The organism is Chlorobium sp. (assembly GCF_049593655.1).
In the GTDB taxonomy this organism is placed as follows: domain Bacteria; phylum Bacteroidota; class Chlorobiia; order Chlorobiales; family Chlorobiaceae; genus Chlorobium.
This window is the reverse complement of sequence record NZ_JBAWHG010000011.1, coordinates 32107-51131: the sequence shown is the minus strand read 5'-3', so window position 1 is coordinate 51131 and position 19025 is coordinate 32107. Positions and strand designations below refer to the sequence as shown.

Below are 19025 nucleotides of genomic sequence, written 5' to 3'. Positions count from 1 at the left end.
GTCCGTGTTCCCGCTTGCAGCGCACCGTTTTTTCTTTCAGGTCACTTTGGTACTTTTTTCTTATGATCGAGCATAGACCAGCAGAGAGTCCGGCGCTTGCGTTCAGGGATGTTTCCTCGGGGTACCGGGGCAGGGAGGTACTGCACAGCGTGAGTTTCTCCGTCGCCGAGGGGGAGTTCGTGTCGCTCATCGGTCCTAACGGATGCGGCAAGAGCACGCTGCTGAAAACCGCAGCGGCGCTCATCAGGCCGGTTTCCGGTTCCGTTTCGCTTTTCGGCCAGCCGGCAGAGCGCCTCAAGGCCGCAGAGCGGGCAGCGCTCGTAGGGGTGGTGCCCCAGAAGATCGAGTCTCCCATGGCTTTCCGTGTCGGTGAACTGGTCATGAACGGCAGAATCAGCTCCATGGGTCTTTTCGGCAGACCCGGCCCGCTCGACGACGATATCGTCGAGCGGGCGATGATCTATACCGATGTGTTCTCTCTCCGCGACCGGTACTTCATGGAGCTGAGCGGCGGAGAACAGCAGCGCGTAACCCTCGCCATGGTGCTTGCGCAGGAGCCGCGCATCATCATGCTTGACGAGTCGATAGCCCATCTCGATATCAACCACCGGCAGGAGGTGCTGCAGATTCTCTTGAACATCAACCGGGAGCAGCGCATCACCGTGATCCTGGTCAGCCACGACCTTACGCTTGCCGCACAGCTCTCCGACCGCCTTCTGCTTCTCGACGGCGGAACGCTTGCCGCAGCCGGAACGCCGCAGGAGGTGCTGCGTGCAGAACTGCTCAGCCGGATCTACAATTGCGAGCTGCAGGTACGCAAAGACCCCTGGAGCGGGGAACTGCAGGTGAGCGGCGATCTCCGTGCAGGCCGCAGCAGGAAGTCGCTCAACCGGCGCGTTCATGTCATAGCGGGTGGCGGAAGCGGTATAGAACTTTACCGGCGATTGCTGATCGAGGGGTATGACGTGAGTACCGGCGTGCTCAACAGGCTCGATTCCGATGCGGAAGCGGCAAGAGCGCTCCATCTCGATGCCGTGCTCGAACAGCCGTTTTCAGCCGTAGGGAGCGCCTGTTACCGGGAGGCCTCGGTTATGGCGGCCTCTGCCGATATGGTTGTGGTTACCGGTGTGCCGTTCGGTTCGGGCAATCTGGTCAATCTCTCTCTTGCCGACGAAGCGCTTGCAGCGGGAAAACCGGTTTTTCTTGCCGACGGTATCGGAGCCCGCGATTACACCGAAGGAAAGGCGGCCGGACGGAAAGCCGCCGAACTGCTTGCAAAAGGGGCGCAAACCTGGAGTTCCATGCATGAGCTGCTCATCCATCTCCAGAAATCTTTTCAATCCTGAATGCTCCGCAATGAAAAACCGCTTTCCTTTCCGGTTCGGTACGACATCCTATATTATTCCCGCCGACATCATTCCCAATGTCGAGTATCTGAAGGACAAGGTAGACGACATCGAACTGGTGCTGTTCGAGTCCGACGAGTTCAGCAACCTTCCCTCAGCGGCGGATATGCAGCGCCTTGCATCACTTGCCGGAGAGCATGACCTTACCTATTCGGTGCACCTGCCGCTCGATGTCTATCTCGGTCACCCCGACAGAGGCGAGCGCAAGCGCTCGGTGGGCAAGTGCCGGAGAATCGCCGAATTGACCGAAATTCTGCCGAAGTCGGCGTACGTGCTGCATTTCGAAGCGGGACCCGGTGTCGATATCAACGGTTTTTCAGAGGCCGAAATGCGGCTGTTTGTCGATTCGCTGCATGACTCGTCCGCCATGCTGCTCGACAGGATGCCTGTCGAGCCGTCATCGATCTGTGTTGAAAACCTCAACTATCCCTATGAGCTGGTGATGCCGGTGGTGGAGGAGTACGGTTTTTCGGTGACGCTCGATGTCGGTCACCTCGAGTATTACGGCTTTCCGACGGAGGCCTATCTCCAGCGTTACCTTTCCCGTGCCGGAGTGCTGCATATGCACGGTACGAGGGAGGGAAAGGACCATAATTCGCTCTCCGGCATGAATCCCCGTGTGCTCGATATGGTTATGCAGGCTCTTCAGGACGATCCCCGAACCGACAGGGTGTTTACGCTCGAGATTTTTTCGGAAGAGGATTTCTCCGATTCGTCGAGGATAATGGAGTCCCGGGTTCCATAGATGCCGGCTTCCGGACGCACGGTTCCTGTCAGGGAGTCGTGAGATTGACGTCGAAAACGAAGTCGCCGGCGATGGTGAAGGTTTTCTGCTGCGAGCTTTCCCCTCCGGGAGTTTTAAGCGTGTAGGTGCCCGAACGAAGTTTGTCAACCCGGTAATATCCGAACTGGTCGGTTATGGCCTTTCCCGCCGGAGCGCCCGAGGCGTCGATAATTTCCAGCAGTACGCCGGCAACGCCGTTGCCCCGGGAGTCGCTCAGACACCCGGCAACCCCGAACTCCGCATAAACCGGAATATTGACTTCGGTGACCGCGCCGTTGCGGACCTCGACTTTAACCGAGTTGCGGGAGACGTTCAGTTCGAGGGGCAGTTTTTCGGTGTCGATATCGACACTGTAGACTCCAGGCCGGAGGTTTCCCACGAAGAACGTTCCGTCTATCTGGCGCTGGCCGAGTTTTCTTCCGTTCAGGAGAATATCGACGTCGTTGATGTCTGAAGAGCCCAGCCGGGTATCGTTCATGATATCGAGGGAGCCGGCAAGTCCGCCCCTGGTGTGGCTGATGGCCGACCGGTTGACCGGAAATGCCCTTTTTTTCGAAAAACCCATATCCCAGGTCATGGTAAAGGAGGCGAAATGGCGGGCCTCGGTCTCGACGAAATCCTCGATAAAGTTTTCTTCCGTGTCAAGCTGATGGGCGTTGTTCATGTTGTAGCTGTACTGAAGACTGAAGCGCAGACCGGCGTTGATGAACTTGCTCCATGCCGCCGAGTAGCCGATCTCGCTTCCGGAACGGGACGCCCCCAGGCGGATCAGGTCGAAGCGCGATCCTCCGGGATACCAGTCGAGGTAGAGACTCGATAGCTGGTCTCCGGTCTTTGTCGCATAGGAGTGCATGAACCGGCCGATGAGCGAACGGCTGAAATCGAATCGCCAGTCGCCGGTAACGGTCTGCTTTTCATAGACAACGGAGAGGTCGCTGCGGCTTCCGAGGCGCAGGGTGGTTTCATAACGGTACTTCTCGTCGTCATCCGGAAGGGCGGAGAACATCAGCCATGGCGCGACCGTCCAGTAAAGTCCGGGAAGGAGAAACTTCCGGATCTCTCCGTCGCCTGTTCTGGAATAGCGTCCGTAGAGGAGCATATCGAACGGTTCAAGAATGCCTGCCGAAAAACGCAGGGAGTGATCCTGCGTGCGCTCGGTGTCGTCGCTGGAAAATCCGCTCTCCTGCCAGCTTGAAAGAGCCGACACGTCCCAGTGCTTTCCATGTCCCTCAAGCCGGACGTCCGCTCCGTATCTTCCGTTCGAGCGCGCCCCGTAGAGGGCGGCCGCCCAGTTTCCGCCAAACGAGACAACCGAGCCGAGCATGAGGTCGGCGGAACGGTTGTCGGGGTTGTGCTGCACGCCCCCCTCAAGGGTTATCCTGTTACCGAGACCGTACATGATGTGCCCGAACCCTGTCAGCCGTCCGGGTTCGTCGCTCTGGTCGAGAGGATTGCCTGTTACGCCCCCGCCTCCCCGGATCAGGATTTCTCCTGCCGGAAGGCTCCGGTTCATGATCGATATGGTGTAGTCGAGTATTGCAAGAGGCTTTTCCCTCAGGGATCGCTCAAACAGCCAGACTTCGGTTTTTCTCAGGTCACTGGTCATCCTGACGTTGCTGAACCTGAAGCGGCCGTCGAGCCCTATCCGCTGCCGGGCGGCAACAACGCCGTCAAGGCGCAGTTCGGCAATCGCAGCCGGCGGACCGCTTCCTTCAATCGAACGCTGCTGTGTGCGGTCCAGGGAGAGAAAGACGTCCGAATCACTGTATCGTTCGAAATCGAGCTGATTGAGAATGTTGTGATTGTTCCATCCGAACTGGAGCCCGGTGAAGCTTTCGTCATCGATCAGCGGATAGATGTCGGATGAGCCCGTTCCGAGACGGATGGCCAGGTTTCTGCTGAAGGCAGTCCAGTGGTAACGGGTCGGGATGAAGGACTGTTCCGGATCACCTTCCAGCGTGATGTCCCATACCCCTCCGAATACCCGGCCTCCGGCTTCGAAAAACAGGTTTTTTTCGGGGGTCGCATCGAAATCCCAGGTGATTTCCGGTTCGAAGCGCAGAAAGGAGAGCGAGCTGCCGGGAGCCTTGATGTCGGGGATTACCGGTTCGGTTTTTTTTACGTGCGATTCGGGGCGGCCGGGGTGCCAGGGTACATCGAGTTCTATGGCAAAGGCAGACTGGTTGAAGCGTCCTGCGACAAGAAAGGTCTTTTTCAGCTCGCTCAGTGATATGCAGAGTGTCCTGTCGATGAGTTTTACCGATCCGGAGTCGAAGGTAATGGTGCCGAGAGTCGTTTCGAAGCTTATCCGGCCTTTGCCGATTTCAGGTGCCTGCAGCCCGCTTTGCTCGAGAAAAAGGGCGAAGGGCACCCAGTATTCGTCCTGAAGCCTGTAGCAGAGCTGGGCGCCTGTTGAGCGCCTGTTGAACAGAACATCCACCAGAAGCGGCTCCAGCTGCACGGATGCAGCAGCTTCCTCCGATGCGGGGGCCTGCGTCGCGCTTTCGGGACGAGGCTCAGCCGCAAAAGCAGTGAAGGGGAGTGCATGCTGACAGCCGAGGACTGTCAGCATGATTCCCCACTCCTTAATGGCGCGCATCCCTGAAAAATGGGGGATTATCGGGCGATAATGAAGGTTTTCTCAACGGTTTTCCCGTCGATGCTTCCGTTTACGGCAACAATGTAACTGCCGGGGGCTTTCGGCAGCGGAATCTGGGTGGAGAGTGTCCGGCGGCTGCCCGGCAGTACAGGGGTCTGGTTTATCTGACCTGAAATGATCAATCCTGCCGGCTGTTTTTCCTTTTTATCGGTATCGGCGAATTTGGCGGCGGCGCCTATGCCGGGAAACGCATCTTTTTTCCATATCGAATAATTGCCTTTAAGACGGGTATGGACGTTGCCGCTGTTGGCGATATCGGCGACGATCGACGATGATGCTTTATCGAACGAGAGCGTATTCAGCACTCCTGAATGCTTTACCGGATCGGCATATCCGTAAACCCCGACGCCGAGCTTGAAGAGGATTTCGAGAGCCTTGGAGCTGTCGGCATTTGCCGTGGCCGGTTGTTCGACAAAATAGATGATGGCCCTGTGTTCTCCGGGATCGGGTTTTGCCGTCGGGCGAATGGAGAACCGCACGACCTGGCTTTTTCCCGGATCGACGGTGAAGGAGATCGGGTTGATGAGCATCCAGCGTTCGAGCGACTGTTTATCCGGGGGGAGAAGCTTTACCTCGTTTTTTTCATCGAGAGTCCAGTTGTATACCTCGACCTTGACGGTGGTAGGGGTTTTTTTCAGGTTGAAAATCCTCACCGATTCATTGACAGGGTTCTGGCCGATTGCAATCTCGAACATGGAGGGTGCGACGCCGATCTGTCCGGGAGGCGGTTCGTCAGCCCGGAGAAGAGATGGGATCGATAGTGTCATGATCAGGGACAGCAGGAGAACGAGGGGGTTTTTCATCGGTCTGGAATAATTGGGATTACGGTTGTTGCTGTGTACCGGGCAATTGCTGCAGTTTATCTTCCCGGTCAGGAGGACGCATGAGCCGACTCCTTCCTGACCCGGAAAGCGGTGCTACATGGTTGAAGCGGTAATGGTGTACTGGCCGCCGGAATGCGTGCCCGACCGGTTCGTCTTGGAGAAGTCGAGGTCAAAGAGGATGCTGCCGATGGTGGCCCTGCTTCTGGCAATGCCGTTCAGGGGCGTGGTGATCGTTGCTGCGGTATTGCTGTTGTCGCTTACCTGCACATTTGAAATGCCGATCTGTGATTCGCCGTTCGAAAGCGTACCCTTGCCGGAAGGTATCGTTGCGGTCACACTGGCGGTTCCGTTTTTCGAGAAGCCCCTGACTGCCCACACATTGGGCATCCGGACCGTTGTCGTGGTGCCGTCGAGTTCCATTTTGGCGCCCAGGAGGTTCGACGAAGCCAGTTCCTCTCCTCCGCTGGCGTCGCCCTTCCAGGAGACATTGAGGGTGTTTGCGCCTTCATCGAGGCCTTCGGATTCCGGTGTGGCGAAATTGAGCGAAAGCGAGGAGTAGTAGTGCAGAATGATGAACTCCGGGACATTGGCGGAAATGTCGGCGGTTCCGCGGCTGCTGACCGCGCATTCGGCATTGCCGGCCATTGTTAACGAGATCACGGAGGCAAGTACGCCGGCCTTGAGGTATTTCATGTCGATCATGGGGGGTAAGGTTTGGGGTTTATAAGCAGCAATATAATAAGTAGATGTGTAACAAGAAAAGGGTGAGCTTCTTTTCATGCAGGAAAGCCGCCTTCTTCCTGTCAGGGAAAAAAGCGGCTTCTGGCGCAGTCCGACCGGGTATTCTGAACCGGGGACTCAGATGGTGGTTGCGGTGATGGTGTACTGTCCGCCTGTGTGCAGGCCCGAGCGGCTGGTCTTTGAGAAATCCAGGTCCATTTCGATGTTGCCGAAGGTCGCGTTGCTTTTGGTGATGCCGTTCAGCTTTGTGGTGATGGAGCTTCCCGAGGTCACGTTGTCGCTTACCTTTACGTTAGAGATCGAGATTTCCGAACCGTTGAGGCTCATGGTTTCCTTTCCGGCAGGTACGCTTACCTCGACTTTTGCGTTACCGTTCGTTGAAAATCCTCTTACCGCCCAGACGTTCGACAGCGTTACGGTTGTCTTGCTTCCGTCGAGTTCCAGTGCTGCGTTCATCAGGTTCGCCTCGGCAAGATCGGCGCCTCCCGAGGTCGTGCCGTCAAAGGATGCATCCACGGTGTTCGATCCTTCATTCAGGGCTTCCGAATCAGGTGTCGCGAAGTTCAGGGTTACGGAGGAGTAGTAGTGGAGAATGATGAATTCGGGTACGGTAACCGTTACATTGGTTGTTCCGCTTGTGCTTGCAGCAATTGCCTGGGTTGTCGTCATGATCGAGAGTATGATCACGAGGAGAAGGCTTCCGATCTTGGCGTTGAGGGTTTTCATGATGACTGTTCCAGTTACGTTGGGGTTCGTTTCTGTCAGTCATTACACAATAACCGTGCCAAATATTGAAATGTGTACTCCTGTTTCTTGTAAAATATTTTAAAATAATAAGTTGAGTGTGTCTCTCCGTTGCGTTCTGCTTCTCCTCTTCCGTGCGGTGGTGCTTATCGAGCCGTTGCGCCATGAGACAGTTGTCCTGTTCCTGATACGTTGAGACGATTATGTTTATCCGGTTTCAGATGCATGCCGTCCGTGCGCTTCTGAGCGACATGAAAGCGGGATATGGAGATGCTTGCCATGAGGTGTCTCTGCTGATTGCAGGGCGAAAGGGGGGATCAGGGCTGCCGCAGGCAGCGGGAGAGAACAGAGGATTTCGGAGCGCTGCCGGAGCGGTGGAGTCGGCATGGGGAAGAGAGCGGCGCAGGTTTTTCCTGCGATCGGAAATCGTGAGGCTTCGGAAATGAATCAGTAATAGACAATGGTGATCTGTACCGTGCCTCTGTAGGTCCCGGAGCGTTTGGCGTCGGCAAGGTTGAGATTCAGGTTGGCGTAGCCGTAGCAGCGGTAGGTCAAACCGCTGTATTTCGAGCAGGTGACAGGCTGGGCGGTGATGGTCGCTTCGATGGTCGATGAACTGGCGGTCAGTGATGAAAGGGTATTCTCGATGCCCCCCGTGCCGAATATCCGGTAGCTTGCATTGAAGGTCGGCCGGGCTTCGTAGCCGCTGTTGTAGCTGTAGTACCAGAGGAGGATACTGTTGCGGACGACCGAGGTTCCGGTAATGACCTGATCCAGGCTCGACGCCTGGCCGTCCACATCGCCCTGCCACGTGACATCGGTGTTATAGCTGCCCTCGCTGTATGCCGTGCCGCTCGATGAAAGGCCAAGTTCACTCAGGGCGGCGGCCGTCAGTGTCTTTGACGATGTAACGGTGAACGTGGCAGCGGTTGCCGGTTTGCTCGTGATAACAGAAAAAAGCAGCATGATCGACAAGGTAATGAACGGCCTGCCGGAAAACGGCTTTGCATGGTGCCCAGGGTGTTGCCTTGTCAGGTTGCGGAAGGCCGGCGGGGAGAAGTACTTCATCGTGTCAGGAAACGGTTCATGATTTCAATTCGGCCGGGCCGTTCTGCTTTCGTTTTCGGCCGGCCCGGTGAACTGCGCCAGGCTAAATGGTCTCGGCTGTTATCTTGTACTGGCCGCCACTGTGCGCCCCGGCCATGTTTGTTTGCGAAAAGTCCAGTGTCATCAGGACGTTTCCTATTGTAGCCGTGGATGTGGTCAGGCCGTTCAGGCTGGTATTGATGCTGGTGCCGGAATGGCCGGCATTGTCGTCGATCTGGGTTTGGCCGGCGCCGTTCAGGATGGTTATTTTCGAAGAGCCGGATACCAGCTGGTTGTTGACCACCGTAATGGTGACCTTTGCGTTGCCTGAGGGAGAAAGGCCTCTGACAGCCCACACATTGGGTATGGTCATCGTAACCGTCCCGGGAAGCACATCCTGGATGGTGCTCGCCGATAACTGGCTTCCTCCGTCTGCAGCTCCGCTCCACTGGACGTTCCATGTTCCGCTTCCTCCCTGGTCAACGGCCTGGGAGTACTCCTCGAACTTCAGGTTGAGTTCGGAATAGTAATGCAGGATAATGCAGTCGGGCAGCGTTATGGATACCGTTGTACTGCCGGTTTTTGTCGATGCCTCGGAAGCAGGAGTCGTTAAGCAGACAATCAAAAGCATCGCCAACAGTGCGAGCGCCAAAAAAGGGGATTTCAGGTTCATGAGGGCTCCTCCGTTGTGCTCAGGCAGCGGATAACGCGCTGTGCCGGTCAATTGCACACTGCCGTTAATGACGCTGTACGGGCGCTCTTCAGGGTTTCGGGGTTTTGAGGCTTCGGCTCTATGGCCATTACAGTTAAAAGTATGCAAAATCCCGTCCTTTGCAAAATTCCGTCTCTTCCCGGTTTTTGCCCGGAGTAACGAAATAGTTTGTATCTTGGCGTTTTTACGGATTGTAACCATTCAGGAAGCACGATGACCGATGTTGTTTTTGTTACCGGTGGAGCCAGGAGCGGCAAAAGCGCCTTTGCCCTCAAGTATGCGCAATCCTTTGAAAAAAGGGTTTTTCTTGCTACGGCCGAACCCTTCGACCACGAGATGCAGGATAGAATAGACCGGCACCGGCAGGAAAGGGGAGATGGTTTTGTAACCGTGGAGGAGCCGCTTTACCTCGATCGGGCAATCAGGAATCTGCCTTCAGGTATCGACGTGGTGCTGGTCGACTGCCTTACGGTCTGGGCAGGCAATCTCATGCACCACTTCGAATCCGGCGCCGGATTCGGGATCGACCTGAGACTCGAAGCTTTGCTCGATACGCTCCGCAATCCGCCCTGCAGGGTCATCCTTGTTTCGAACGAGGTAGGAATGGGTATTGTGCCCGAGAATGCCATGGCCCGGAAATTCCGTGATATCGCGGGCAGCGTGAACCAGAAAGTGGCGGCGCTCGCTTCGGAAGCCTGGCTGCTCTGCAGCGGACTGCCTCTGCGGTTGAAGTAGCGTCCCCTGCATGCCGTATGGTTTTTTATTGAATAACTTCCTTTACCAATCAGTACTCTTATGCCGGAAAGCCTTCAGCTTCTTTTACAGCGCATCCATCCTGTCGACCGCTCGTTGGGAGCCGTGGTTCAGGCGCATCTCGACGATCTCACCAAACCGAAAGGAAGTCTCGGCCGTCTTGAGGAGATTGCCATGCAGTTCATTCTCGCTACAGGATCGCTTGCTCCATCACTGAAGAAAAAGAAAATCTGCTGTTTTGCTGCCGATCACGGTGTGGCTGCCGAAGGGGTTTCGGCTTTCCCTGCCGAAGTGACTCCGCAGATGGTTTACAATATGGTGCGTGGAGGAGCAGCCATCAATGTGCTCTCAAGGCATGCCGGAGCGGATCTCGATGTCGTCGATGTCGGGGTCAACCACGATTTTGCCGGTCTCGCCGGCCTTGTCCATAAAAAGATCGGGCCGGGAAGCGCCAATATTGCCTGCGGCCCCGCCATGAGCGAGGCCGAGGCGCTTCAGGCCGTGCTGTGCGGAGCCGAACTTGCGGCTGAGGCGGAAAAGGCAGGGTACAGCCTTCTCGGAACCGGAGAGATGGGCATTGCCAATACCACTGCGGCGACAGCCCTTTATGCTGTCCTGCTCGGGGTTCTCCCCGAAACCATCACCGGAAGGGGAACCGGTATCGACAATGAGCGGTTTGAGCACAAGAAAGCTGTTATCCGCAAGGCTATCGACGTGAACAGGTCGGGATGCGGGACGCCCTTCGCTGCTCTTGCGGCCCTCGGAGGCTATGAAATCGCCGCAATTGCAGGGTTTGTGCTTGGAGCCGCAGCCTGCAGGATTCCGGTTGTTGTCGACGGATTCATCTCTTCGGCAGGAGCTGTCGCCGCCATGAAGATCTGTCCTGCGGTAACCGACTATCTCTTTTTCAGCCATGTATCGAACGAACAGGGGCATAAAACCGTCATGCAGCAGCTTGGCCTGCGTCCGATTCTCGACCTCGACCTGCGGCTCGGGGAGGGTACCGGGGCGGCGCTCGCCATGCAGGTCATCGATGGGGCACTGAAAGTGTATAACGGGATGGCTACGTTCAGCTCTGCACAGGTCAGTGAAAAATCCGGGGAAAGCCGTGGGTGAGGAGAAGCGTGAATGTTCAGGGCCGATGGAAGCCGGAGAGCGGTTCATCGACGTGAACGGTCTGCAGGTGCACTGCCGTTCTCTGGGCAGCGGCGGGCCCGTGCTGTTGTTTCTTCACGGCAGCTTTCTGTCGATGAGGAGCTGGAGGCTTGTTTTCGAACCCCTTGCTGAACGCTGCAGCGTGATAGCCATCGACCGTCCGGCATTCGGCTGCACCGGACGTCCTCTTCCTGTTCCGGAAAAACCAAATCCATACAGTCCCGAAGGCCAGGCCGATCTTGTCGCGGCGCTGCTTGAAAAACTCGGTCACCGCCAGGCCGTGCTTGTCGGCAACTCCACGGGAGGCACCATCGCCCTGCTGGCGGCGATCAGGCATCCCGGCAAGGTTTCGGGACTTGTGCTGGCCGACGCAATGGTCTACAGCGGCTATGCAACCAGTGAATTTCCCCCATGGCTCTATCCGCTGCTCAAGGCGGCGGCTCCTCTGGGTGGAGCGTTCGCCAGGGTGATGATCGGTGCGGCTTTCAACAGGCTTCACCGGACCTTCTGGCATGATCCGTCAATGCCCGGAAAAGAGCTGCTTGCCGCATATCGCCGGGACATGATGCAGGGCAGCTGGGGCAGGGCGTTCTGGGAGCTGCTGCTCTCAAGTCACAATCTCGGACTCGAGGCACGGCTGGGAGGCATCGACGTTCCCGTACTGGTCATGACCGGAGATCACGACCGGATGGTGAAACCGGCCGAGACCCTCAGGCTTTCCGGGGCGCTCCCCAACGCCGTGCTGAAGGTTGTGCCGGAGTGCGGGCATCTGCCCCAGGAAGAGAAACCGGAGATTTTCGCCGAAACCCTCGGCGCGTTTCTTGAGAACCATTTCACATGACGATGATGGAAGCATTCAGAGGGCTGGTGACGGCATTTCGTACCCTGACGGTTCTGCCGGTTCCGGGAAAGGATGCGCTGCGCTTCAGTACGGCGCTCTACTGGTTTCCTCTGGTCGGCCTCTTTCTCGGGGCGCTTCAGGCTTTTTGCGCATATGCCGCCGCCTCGACGGGATGGCATGAACTTGCCGGTTTCGCTGCCGTTCTTGCCGGTGTTCTGCTGACGAGGGGTCTGCATGCCGACGGCCTTGCCGATCTTGCCGACGGCTTCTGGGGAGGGAAAGACCGCCAGGCCGTGCTGCGCATCATGAAAGACCCGAACGTCGGTTCATTCGGAGCCCTTTCGCTGGTGCTGGTATTTCTGCTGAAATGGATTGCCGCCGTGAAACTTGTCGATCTGCATGCATACGGAGCAATCGCATCGGGTGTTCTGCTGGCCCGATGGGTTCAGGTTCTGCTTGCCTCCTCGATGCCTTATGCGCGCAGCGAAGGGGGGACGGCTCAGGCGTTCGTCGCCGGAGCGGGCCGTTCTCATCTTGTTCTGACGAGCCTCTCTTCGACGGCGCTGCTTCTCCTTCTGCTTCAGGCCGATCTCCGGCTTGCCGGGGTTGCTCTTGCCGCAGCCGTCATGAGCGCACTTGCAACGGGGCTGATTGCCCGCCGCAAGGCGGGCGGCGTGACGGGAGATGTTCTCGGCGCAGTCAGCGAGCTGACCGAAACCGCGGTCTGGATCGGCTGCGCCATCATCGGCAGGTAATCCTTCGTTGCGGTGTTAACCGCATGAATAGACCGGTTCGTTTATGTCTTCGGCAAGTGCTTTTATCCTGAAGCGGTATTTGCTGATCTCGAAAGAAAACCGGGGGTTTTCATGGAAAACGACCCTGTTGTTTTCGAACCTGATTTTCATGGGCACGCTCACCTTTCGTTCATCGCCGCAAACATTGTTTTTCACTCCGGGTCTGAATACCTCCCCGTTCTGGTCCGGCAGTGAAACAACAACGGCATGATCGACGGTGCTGAGCGCCTCTATGCTGCCGTCCGGCGCAAGCTGCACGGAATTGACGTCGCCGTGGATGCCGTTTGGTTCGTTGTCGTAGGCAAGCACCTGACCGATCGGTGTGAGCACTGCGGTTTTTTTCAGTGGTTCGAACGAACGAATCTCTCCCGATTCGTAAAATGCGACGCCTTTTCTGACAGGGATATCTCCGAGTGGCGTTGACAGGGTGATCACCTGGCCCGGCCAGAGGGTTATGCTTTTGAGCGCTCCGCTTTCGTAGAACTGGATATTGATGAGTTTGGCTTCGAGCCTGCCGACCGGAGTGTCGAACGTTGCCGCTTCGGCAAGGGCGAACTCGTTCTGCCACGACCAGAAGCCGCTCAGGCTGCCGTCAAGAGGGAAAACCCTGCGTATCGCGCCGTTTTTATGGAAGGTGACCAGTTCGGCGGGAAATCGCCCGACCGGCGTGTCGATCATGCTCTGCGTCTGCAGGGCAACCGATTTCAGCGAGCCGTCCTTGTAAAAATACATCGGTTTGAGCGTACGGCGGCCCATGTCTTCGGCTTCGTACTGGGGGACGATTTCCCCGTACGGGGTTTTCAGCAGATTGGGTCTGGTTACAAGACAGCCGTCCGTTTTGCCGTTCGAAAAGAGTGTATGGAATTCCACTCCTGAAAGTTCACCGTATCGGGTCATTACACTGTTCATGGCGTCTGGAAACATATTGTTTGAGTACTGTCTTTTGTATAACAAGAATAGTATTCAATTACCGTGCCATGATGGATTTTTTGCCCTAACGTGTTTTTATTTAATCGGATAGATTTTTTTGTGGAGCCGGTTTTTTCTCGCATTTACCTACATTTTTGTAGGCACTCGGAGGGTTTCTACGCTTATGTCTCATTCCTGTTTCGCTTGCAGCCATGTCGAGAGAGCCTTTCTGACCGTATCGGGCGTGTAGGGCTTTATGATGGCGTCATCGATTCCGAAGGTGTCGAGCTTCCCGTCAAGCTCACGGAGAGAGTCGGCCGTCATGGCGATAATCGGGCATCTGGAGCCCTTTTCCGCCCGGCGTATGGCTGCCGATGCTTCAAGACCGTTCATCTCGGGCATATGGATGTCCATGAAAACCAGGTCGGGATGATGGTCGGCAAACATCGCTACGGCCTCCTTTCCGTTTCCGGCCTCAAGGATTCTTGCTTCAGGGAGGATTTTACCCAGAACCGTTTTTGCCAGCAGCATATTGGTGGTGTTGTCCTCGGCGATGAGTATGCTGTATGTTCCGTATTTCTCGGGAATCTCCTTCAGCATCCCTTCAGGAGGGGGGAGCGTATTCCTGCTTCCTGTGTTTTCCGGATCGGTCAGCAGCCCGAGCAGCTGATGGCGTTTGACGGGCTTTATGACGGCCGTGCATTTTCCTGATTGCCGTGCAGCCGAAAAAAGAGCCGGGTCATCGGTTGCATGAAACATCAGGAGCACAGGTTTCGTCGTTTGGCTGCGCCGGATTTTTTCCGAAATCTCGATGCCGTTCATATCGGCAAGGTGGTAATCGATGATCAGGGCATCGAAAAATCCGGCCTTTTCAAGAGCGTCATGGTCTCCGGAGACACTTTCGCAGACGATCGAGGCGGATTCCAGGGTTCTGGCGAGCAGCTCGCGATTGCGGATGTCGTCGTCTACAATCAGCACTTTTTTGCCTGAAACCGTTTCCGGAAAGATGTTTTTCCCTGTTTCGACCACGGGCAGGCTGAGTGAAAAGAAAAAACGGCTTCCATCTCCGGGGGCGCTTTCAAGCTGTAACGACGATCCCATCATCTGCAGGAGCTTGTTCGAAATGGTGAGTCCCAGACCGGTTCCTCCGTATTTTCTGGTCGTGGACATGTCCTCCTGGGAGAACGCCTCGAAAATCCTTATCCGGTTTTCCGGAGAGATTCCTATCCCGGTGTCCTTCACCGAAAAAACAATGTTCATCTCCGAGGGATTCTGCACCGTCGGTGCGGTTGCGATCCGTAACTCGATGTGGCCCTCGAAGGTGAATTTGACGGCGTTTCCCAGCAGGTTGATGAGTATCTGTTTCAGGCGAACCGGATCTGCGCGAAGGGTGGCAGCTCGCAATTCCGCCGGAATGTCGAGCAGAATCCCGAGGTTCTTGCTGTGTGCGGAATAGGTGATCATGTCGATAACCTGTTCGGCCAGTTCCTCGAGAGAGACGTTTTCCTCCGACAGAACCTGTTTTCCGGCTTCGATTTCGGAAAGGTCGAGAATGTCGTTTATGAGTCCCAGCAACTGTATTGCGGAGCTGTTGACGATGGTGATATAATTGAACTGTACCTCGTCGAGAGTGGTTTTCATGAGCAGCGAGGAAAAGCCGATAAGCCCGTTGAGCGGGGTGCGGATTTCATGGCTCATGTTTGCCAGAAAATTACTTTTCGCCCTGTTGGCGGTTTCGGCTCTCTGTCGGGTTGCAATCAGATCCTCTTCGATCTGCTTGCGTCTGGTAATGTCATGCAGAACGATAATACGCCCCGCCGCTGCTCCCGATCTGTCAGGCAGTTCGAGAATGTCGATGTCGAACCATTCTTCCTTGCCGTGTCGCTGCTTTTTCAGGTCTGTCTGGGCGATTTCTCCTGTTTCGCCGATCAGCTGTTTCAGCTCCGGCCATGCGTCCAGCAGCTGATGGGCAGGGCTTCCGATCTCGTTTCTGGAGATTTCCAGAATGTTCAGGGCGGCAGTATTGCAATCGGCGATCCTGTTTTTTTTGTCGATAACCAGGACTGCGTCGGGTATTTTTTCGTAGACAATCTCCCTGACGGCCGGCGCAAGATCAAAAAATTTATAATAGAAGAGCCCGATATAGATCATGACGGCGCTGAACGAGAGGGCAAACGGCGCCGGATCGATTCCCCATGGAACAAAACCTGCGTTATAGATGATGTCGCTTATCCACGGCACCATGACTCCTGTGACAAGAATGACCAGCTGTTTGCGATAGATCGATTCGCTCCGCTTCCAGTGCCTGTAGAACAGGAGATTGCTGAAAAAGATGCAGAAGTTGTTGTATGCCAGACTGACCCAGTACCAGATTCCGGGTTTTATGGCAACCACGGGAAACAGTTCGCCATCGACCAGCCGGATCTCTTCGTGTATGAAGGTGTGCCGGTCGATGGTCATGCCAAGAGCCACGGTGATAAACGGGATCAGGAAAATTGCGGTCAGCAGGGGAGCTGAAAACTTTTTCAGGCTTGTCGTATAGGAGAGTGCAAAGAGGAGGAAAACCGGGGGTATGAATGCGATGCCGAGGTATTCGATGCGGATGAAGAAAAGGGCTGTCGTGAGGTTCAGTGAAGATATTTCAAGCCCGTAAAACAACGAATAAACGAGACTGCAGACAAGCAGCAGCGAGAAATAGTCCGCACCCGAGTGTTTTCTTCTGCTCCAGGCATGATAGGCCAGGAGGCCCAGAAACAGTGAATTGGCAAAAAGAGGCAGGGCAAAGCTATTGAAAAACAGGTTGCCGTTTTGCATCACGTCATGTGACATTGTCCGAAATTGTACGTATGGGGGCGGAAGTATTTAAAGTTGTTTAATATTTAATTTATGACAATCCGATGATTAAATTATGTCTTTCCTGTTAAATAACTATTCTGCAAAAGTTTATTTGTTTTTCTGAAGTGCTTTTTCAGAAATTATCTGCTCGACATTCGACGATATGGAGAGACTTCGCATGAGATCGAGCAGGTTCTGTTCGACATTGAGGTTGAGTTCTACCGGGCGACCACCCTGAAAGTCGGGATTGTTGCCTTTAAGCCGTATGGCAAGGACCGATTTTCCATCGGGGGCCATGGAAATGGATGATCCCAGCTGTATGTAGAGAAAGTTCGACAGTGCCTCATAGGTGGTCCGAAGTCCCTGGTTCGCCAGAGCCCTCTCTTCCGGTGTTGTGGCGTAGATGATCTGTCCGTCCGATTCGGCGCTCATTGCTCCGTCCATGATTTCAATCGCCTGGCCCGACATTTTCACGGGGATGGAGCCTTTTATCGTGCCCGTTGCATAGACTTTTTTCGTGCCCTGCAGGTCAAGCAGTTTCTGAAGGGGAATGTTGTTCAGCTGCAGAACCGTTTCGGTTTCATTTTTTGCCATATCGAAATCGGTTCGGCCGATGGCGATGGTGCCGTCAAAAAAGCCGGCACGGAAATTGGAAAGGGTTGCCATGTCGGGATTTTTTCTGTTCTGCCACAGTGCAAGCGTTCCTTTCGGCGACGTAAGCAGGATTTCTCCTCCCCGTGTTTTTCTTTTCAGCTCCCCAAGGCTGAAATCTATCACGGTTTTTCCGTCGAAGTGGCGGGTGAAGAGAATATCGGGACTCCTGAAGCTGTAATCCGCATCCTGATCCGGGGCGCCGAAAATACGCTCCGTCACGCTTCTTTTCGGCATCGGAGGTGCAACGGTAACGGTTCCCCCTCCGCCCGAGCGCAGCCTGGCCCTGTTGATCATCAATCCTCTCTTCCCCATGACGAGCGGGAGTGTGCCGCTTAGGGCGCCGTTCAGCGATCCCCTGAAGTCGCCATGCAGTCTGACTCGGTCGAGCGCATTGATGTTCTTGAGTGTGATGGTCAGCGGGATATCCTTGTTGCTGCTGATAACGGCCGGGTTTATCAGCAGTGTTCCTCCAAGCGTTTCGGCGGAAAATTTCCCGAGGGCGTACTGCTGAACCGGACCGCGGGCGCTGTCGATTTTCAGGGACGCATTGATCTTTCGGAGCAGCGGGCGGCTTCCGGCGTTCGATGCGAGATCGAAAGAGAGCCTCTGCCGGTTCTCTTTATCGTAAAGGATTATTTTAGCGCCTTTTGATCCGGAAATCATGCCGTCGCGGACCGTCAGGGCGCTGTTGCGGTATTCGAGAGGAAGCGTGCCGCTGCAGGTCCCTGCGGCAAGCGGCGTATTGCGGTTGCTGCCGCCCGCCAGTCCCGGAATGTCCCGGAGCGGAATGTCGCTGAACGATACGCCGGAGGCCAGATCGATCTGTCCGAACGTGAGCCCTTTTTTTCCGAATGCAAGCGGAACAGCCCCCGAAAAACCTCCCTTGAAGGAGCCTCTCGTTTCGCTGTGATAGTTCAGCCGGTCCAGAGCGCGGACATCCTTCAGGACAAGGGTCAGCATGACCTCGTTTTTTGCGGGATCGAACATGAATGGCGATGCCTGCAGTTTTCCGTCAAAAAGTTCGGCGGAAAAATCACTGACGGCAAGGCCCGAAAGATTTTTATTCCGGCTGTTGAGCGTGATGGTTGCATTGAGGTTCTTCAGGAGTTCGCCGGAACCCTTTCTCGGACCGATATCGAGAGAAAACCAGCGGGTGTTTTCTTTAATCGGATAGAGGATGCTGGCGCCGGCGTCTCCAGCGATCACGGCGTTACGGACCAGAACGGTAGAATCCCGGAACTCGATGGGGATGGAACCCCGTACCCTGCCTGCGCCCCTGAGCGGGCCCTTTCCGGCGGGTTTGAACCAGGGGAGTTCATTCAGGGGAATTTCGGCAAGTCTGAGCGTAAAACTGGTTTGCTGCTCCCTGAGATCGTACTCGATCCGCTCTGCAGCGCCGTTCCATTCAAAAAGATTGATGGAGCAGTTGCTGAGGATAAGGGTGCAGGGTCTCGCGGGATCCCGCTTCGAACCGAACAGCGCCCTGAAATTACCCAATGGGGAAGGGTTTCCGTCACTGTAGAGTTTTGAGACACGCAGGGTATCGGGCTGCTGCAGCCATTTTCCGGCTTGCGACAGCGATACCCGGTAATTGATGCCTGCCAGACGGAGTTTTTCCCTGATGACCGAAGCGTTCCTGATCGCATAGGAGACGCGCTCGGGCTGAAATTCCATCGGGGCTCCCCGGCGGCGGGCGATGGTGAGTTGCATGGCTATGCGGGGATGCGCGTCCTCGAACAGGAAGTTTTCTGGATCAGGCAGAATGCGGAGCGAGTCGGCATCCAGAGCGAAGGCGGTCTGCAGGCGATCGGAGAAGAGAAGGGCCCCGAGAGCGCCGATATTCCAGGAGATTCGTCCGTTGACAAGAGACAGCTTCCAGGTCGCAGGCTTGCTGCTGCACCGGTCGGGCGGGGCGGTGAACGACGCCGTCAGCTTCCGGAAGGCGACACCGCCGGGCCCCGGTATGCCGGGGCCCGAAATCTGAACGTGAAACGGTTTTCCTGCGAGTGTACGGTCAACAAGCAGCTGGGCATACCAGGGAAACGCCAGCCAAGCCGCCAGCGGCAGAAAGATAGCTGCAAGCAGCAGCGCAACGACGATTCGGCGTGTCCATTTCACGTTCAGGCCC

At 55.8% G+C, this 19025-nt stretch carries 15 protein-coding genes; 6 read left to right on the top strand and 9 right to left on the bottom strand.

The genetic code is table 11. The features are described from left to right. The first annotated feature begins 62 nt into the window (after positions 1-62). Positions 63-1346 (top strand): ATP-binding cassette domain-containing protein, encoded by a 1284-nt coding sequence (locus WBP50_RS01410; protein ID WP_423931278.1) that lies wholly within the window; start codon positions 63-65, stop codon positions 1344-1346. Further along, on the top strand, positions 1306-2151 hold the full coding sequence (gene cbiR, locus WBP50_RS01405) for a cobamide remodeling phosphodiesterase CbiR (protein ID WP_423931275.1): 846 nt from the start codon (positions 1306-1308) through the stop codon (positions 2149-2151). Before WBP50_RS01410 ends, cbiR begins: the two co-directional genes overlap by 41 nt. 28 nt (positions 2152-2179) lie before the next feature. On the opposite strand, the gene WBP50_RS01400 is transcribed toward cbiR, so the two are convergent. The 6 genes from WBP50_RS01400 to WBP50_RS01375 all read right to left on the bottom strand — a co-directional run bounded on the left by WBP50_RS01400 (position 2180) and on the right by WBP50_RS01375 (position 8917). Beyond that, positions 2180-4789 carry an MSCRAMM family protein gene (locus tag WBP50_RS01400; protein ID WP_423931274.1) on the bottom strand — a complete coding sequence of 870 codons (2610 nt, stop codon included), beginning with the start codon at positions 4787-4789 and terminating at the stop codon, positions 2180-2182. Between the two features lie 17 nt (positions 4790-4806). Then, entirely contained in the window at positions 4807-5652 is an 846-nt protein-coding gene (locus WBP50_RS01395; RefSeq protein ID WP_423931273.1) for a fimbrial biogenesis chaperone, read from the bottom strand. A gap of 114 nt (positions 5653-5766) precedes the next feature. Continuing rightward, entirely contained in the window at positions 5767-6375 is a 609-nt protein-coding gene (locus WBP50_RS01390; RefSeq protein WP_423931272.1) for a hypothetical protein, read from the bottom strand. Between the two features lie 156 nt (positions 6376-6531). After that, positions 6532-7140, bottom strand: a complete 609-nt coding sequence (locus WBP50_RS01385) for a hypothetical protein (protein ID WP_423931271.1) — start codon at positions 7138-7140, stop codon at positions 6532-6534. Between the two features lie 465 nt (positions 7141-7605). Beyond that, complete coding sequence (locus tag WBP50_RS01380; protein ID WP_423931270.1) at positions 7606-8226, bottom strand: hypothetical protein; 621 nt, start codon at positions 8224-8226, stop codon at positions 7606-7608. An 82-nt stretch (positions 8227-8308) separates the two neighbouring features. Continuing rightward, complete coding sequence (locus WBP50_RS01375) at positions 8309-8917, bottom strand: hypothetical protein (protein WP_423931269.1); 609 nt, start codon at positions 8915-8917, stop codon at positions 8309-8311. Between the two features lie 252 nt (positions 8918-9169). Between WBP50_RS01375 and cobU the strand changes: the two genes are divergently transcribed. The 4 genes from cobU to cobS are packed head-to-tail and all read left to right on the top strand — an operon-like array spanning position 9170 to position 12460. Continuing rightward, positions 9170-9691, top strand: coding sequence for a bifunctional adenosylcobinamide kinase/adenosylcobinamide-phosphate guanylyltransferase (gene cobU / locus WBP50_RS01370; RefSeq protein WP_423931268.1), 522 nt, complete (start codon positions 9170-9172; stop codon positions 9689-9691). A gap of 60 nt (positions 9692-9751) precedes the next feature. Further along, on the top strand, positions 9752-10825 hold the full coding sequence (gene cobT / locus WBP50_RS01365) for a nicotinate-nucleotide--dimethylbenzimidazole phosphoribosyltransferase (RefSeq protein WP_423931267.1): 1074 nt from the start codon (positions 9752-9754) through the stop codon (positions 10823-10825). Beyond that, on the top strand, positions 10818-11705 hold the full coding sequence (locus WBP50_RS01360; protein ID WP_423931266.1) for an alpha/beta fold hydrolase: 888 nt from the start codon (positions 10818-10820) through the stop codon (positions 11703-11705). Before cobT ends, WBP50_RS01360 begins: the two co-directional genes overlap by 8 nt. Positions 11706-11710: 5 nt before the next feature. Continuing rightward, positions 11711-12460 (top strand): adenosylcobinamide-GDP ribazoletransferase, encoded by a 750-nt coding sequence (gene cobS, locus WBP50_RS01355; RefSeq protein WP_423931277.1) that lies wholly within the window; start codon positions 11711-11713, stop codon positions 12458-12460. 15 nt (positions 12461-12475) lie between these two features. On the opposite strand, the gene WBP50_RS01350 is transcribed toward cobS, so the two are convergent. The 3 genes from WBP50_RS01350 to WBP50_RS01340 all read right to left on the bottom strand — a co-directional run bounded on the left by WBP50_RS01350 (position 12476) and on the right by WBP50_RS01340 (position 19015). After that, entirely contained in the window at positions 12476-13408 is a 933-nt protein-coding gene (locus WBP50_RS01350; protein WP_423931265.1) for a hypothetical protein, read from the bottom strand. 189 nt (positions 13409-13597) lie between these two features. Beyond that, positions 13598-16237 carry a histidine kinase N-terminal 7TM domain-containing protein gene (locus tag WBP50_RS01345; protein WP_423931264.1) on the bottom strand — a complete coding sequence of 880 codons (2640 nt, stop codon included), beginning with the start codon at positions 16235-16237 and terminating at the stop codon, positions 13598-13600. 114 nt (positions 16238-16351) lie between these two features. Further along, a complete protein-coding gene (locus WBP50_RS01340; protein ID WP_423931263.1) occupies positions 16352-19015 on the bottom strand; it encodes an intermembrane phospholipid transport protein YdbH family protein in 2664 nt (887 codons plus the stop codon). Positions 19016-19025 lie beyond the last annotated feature (10 nt).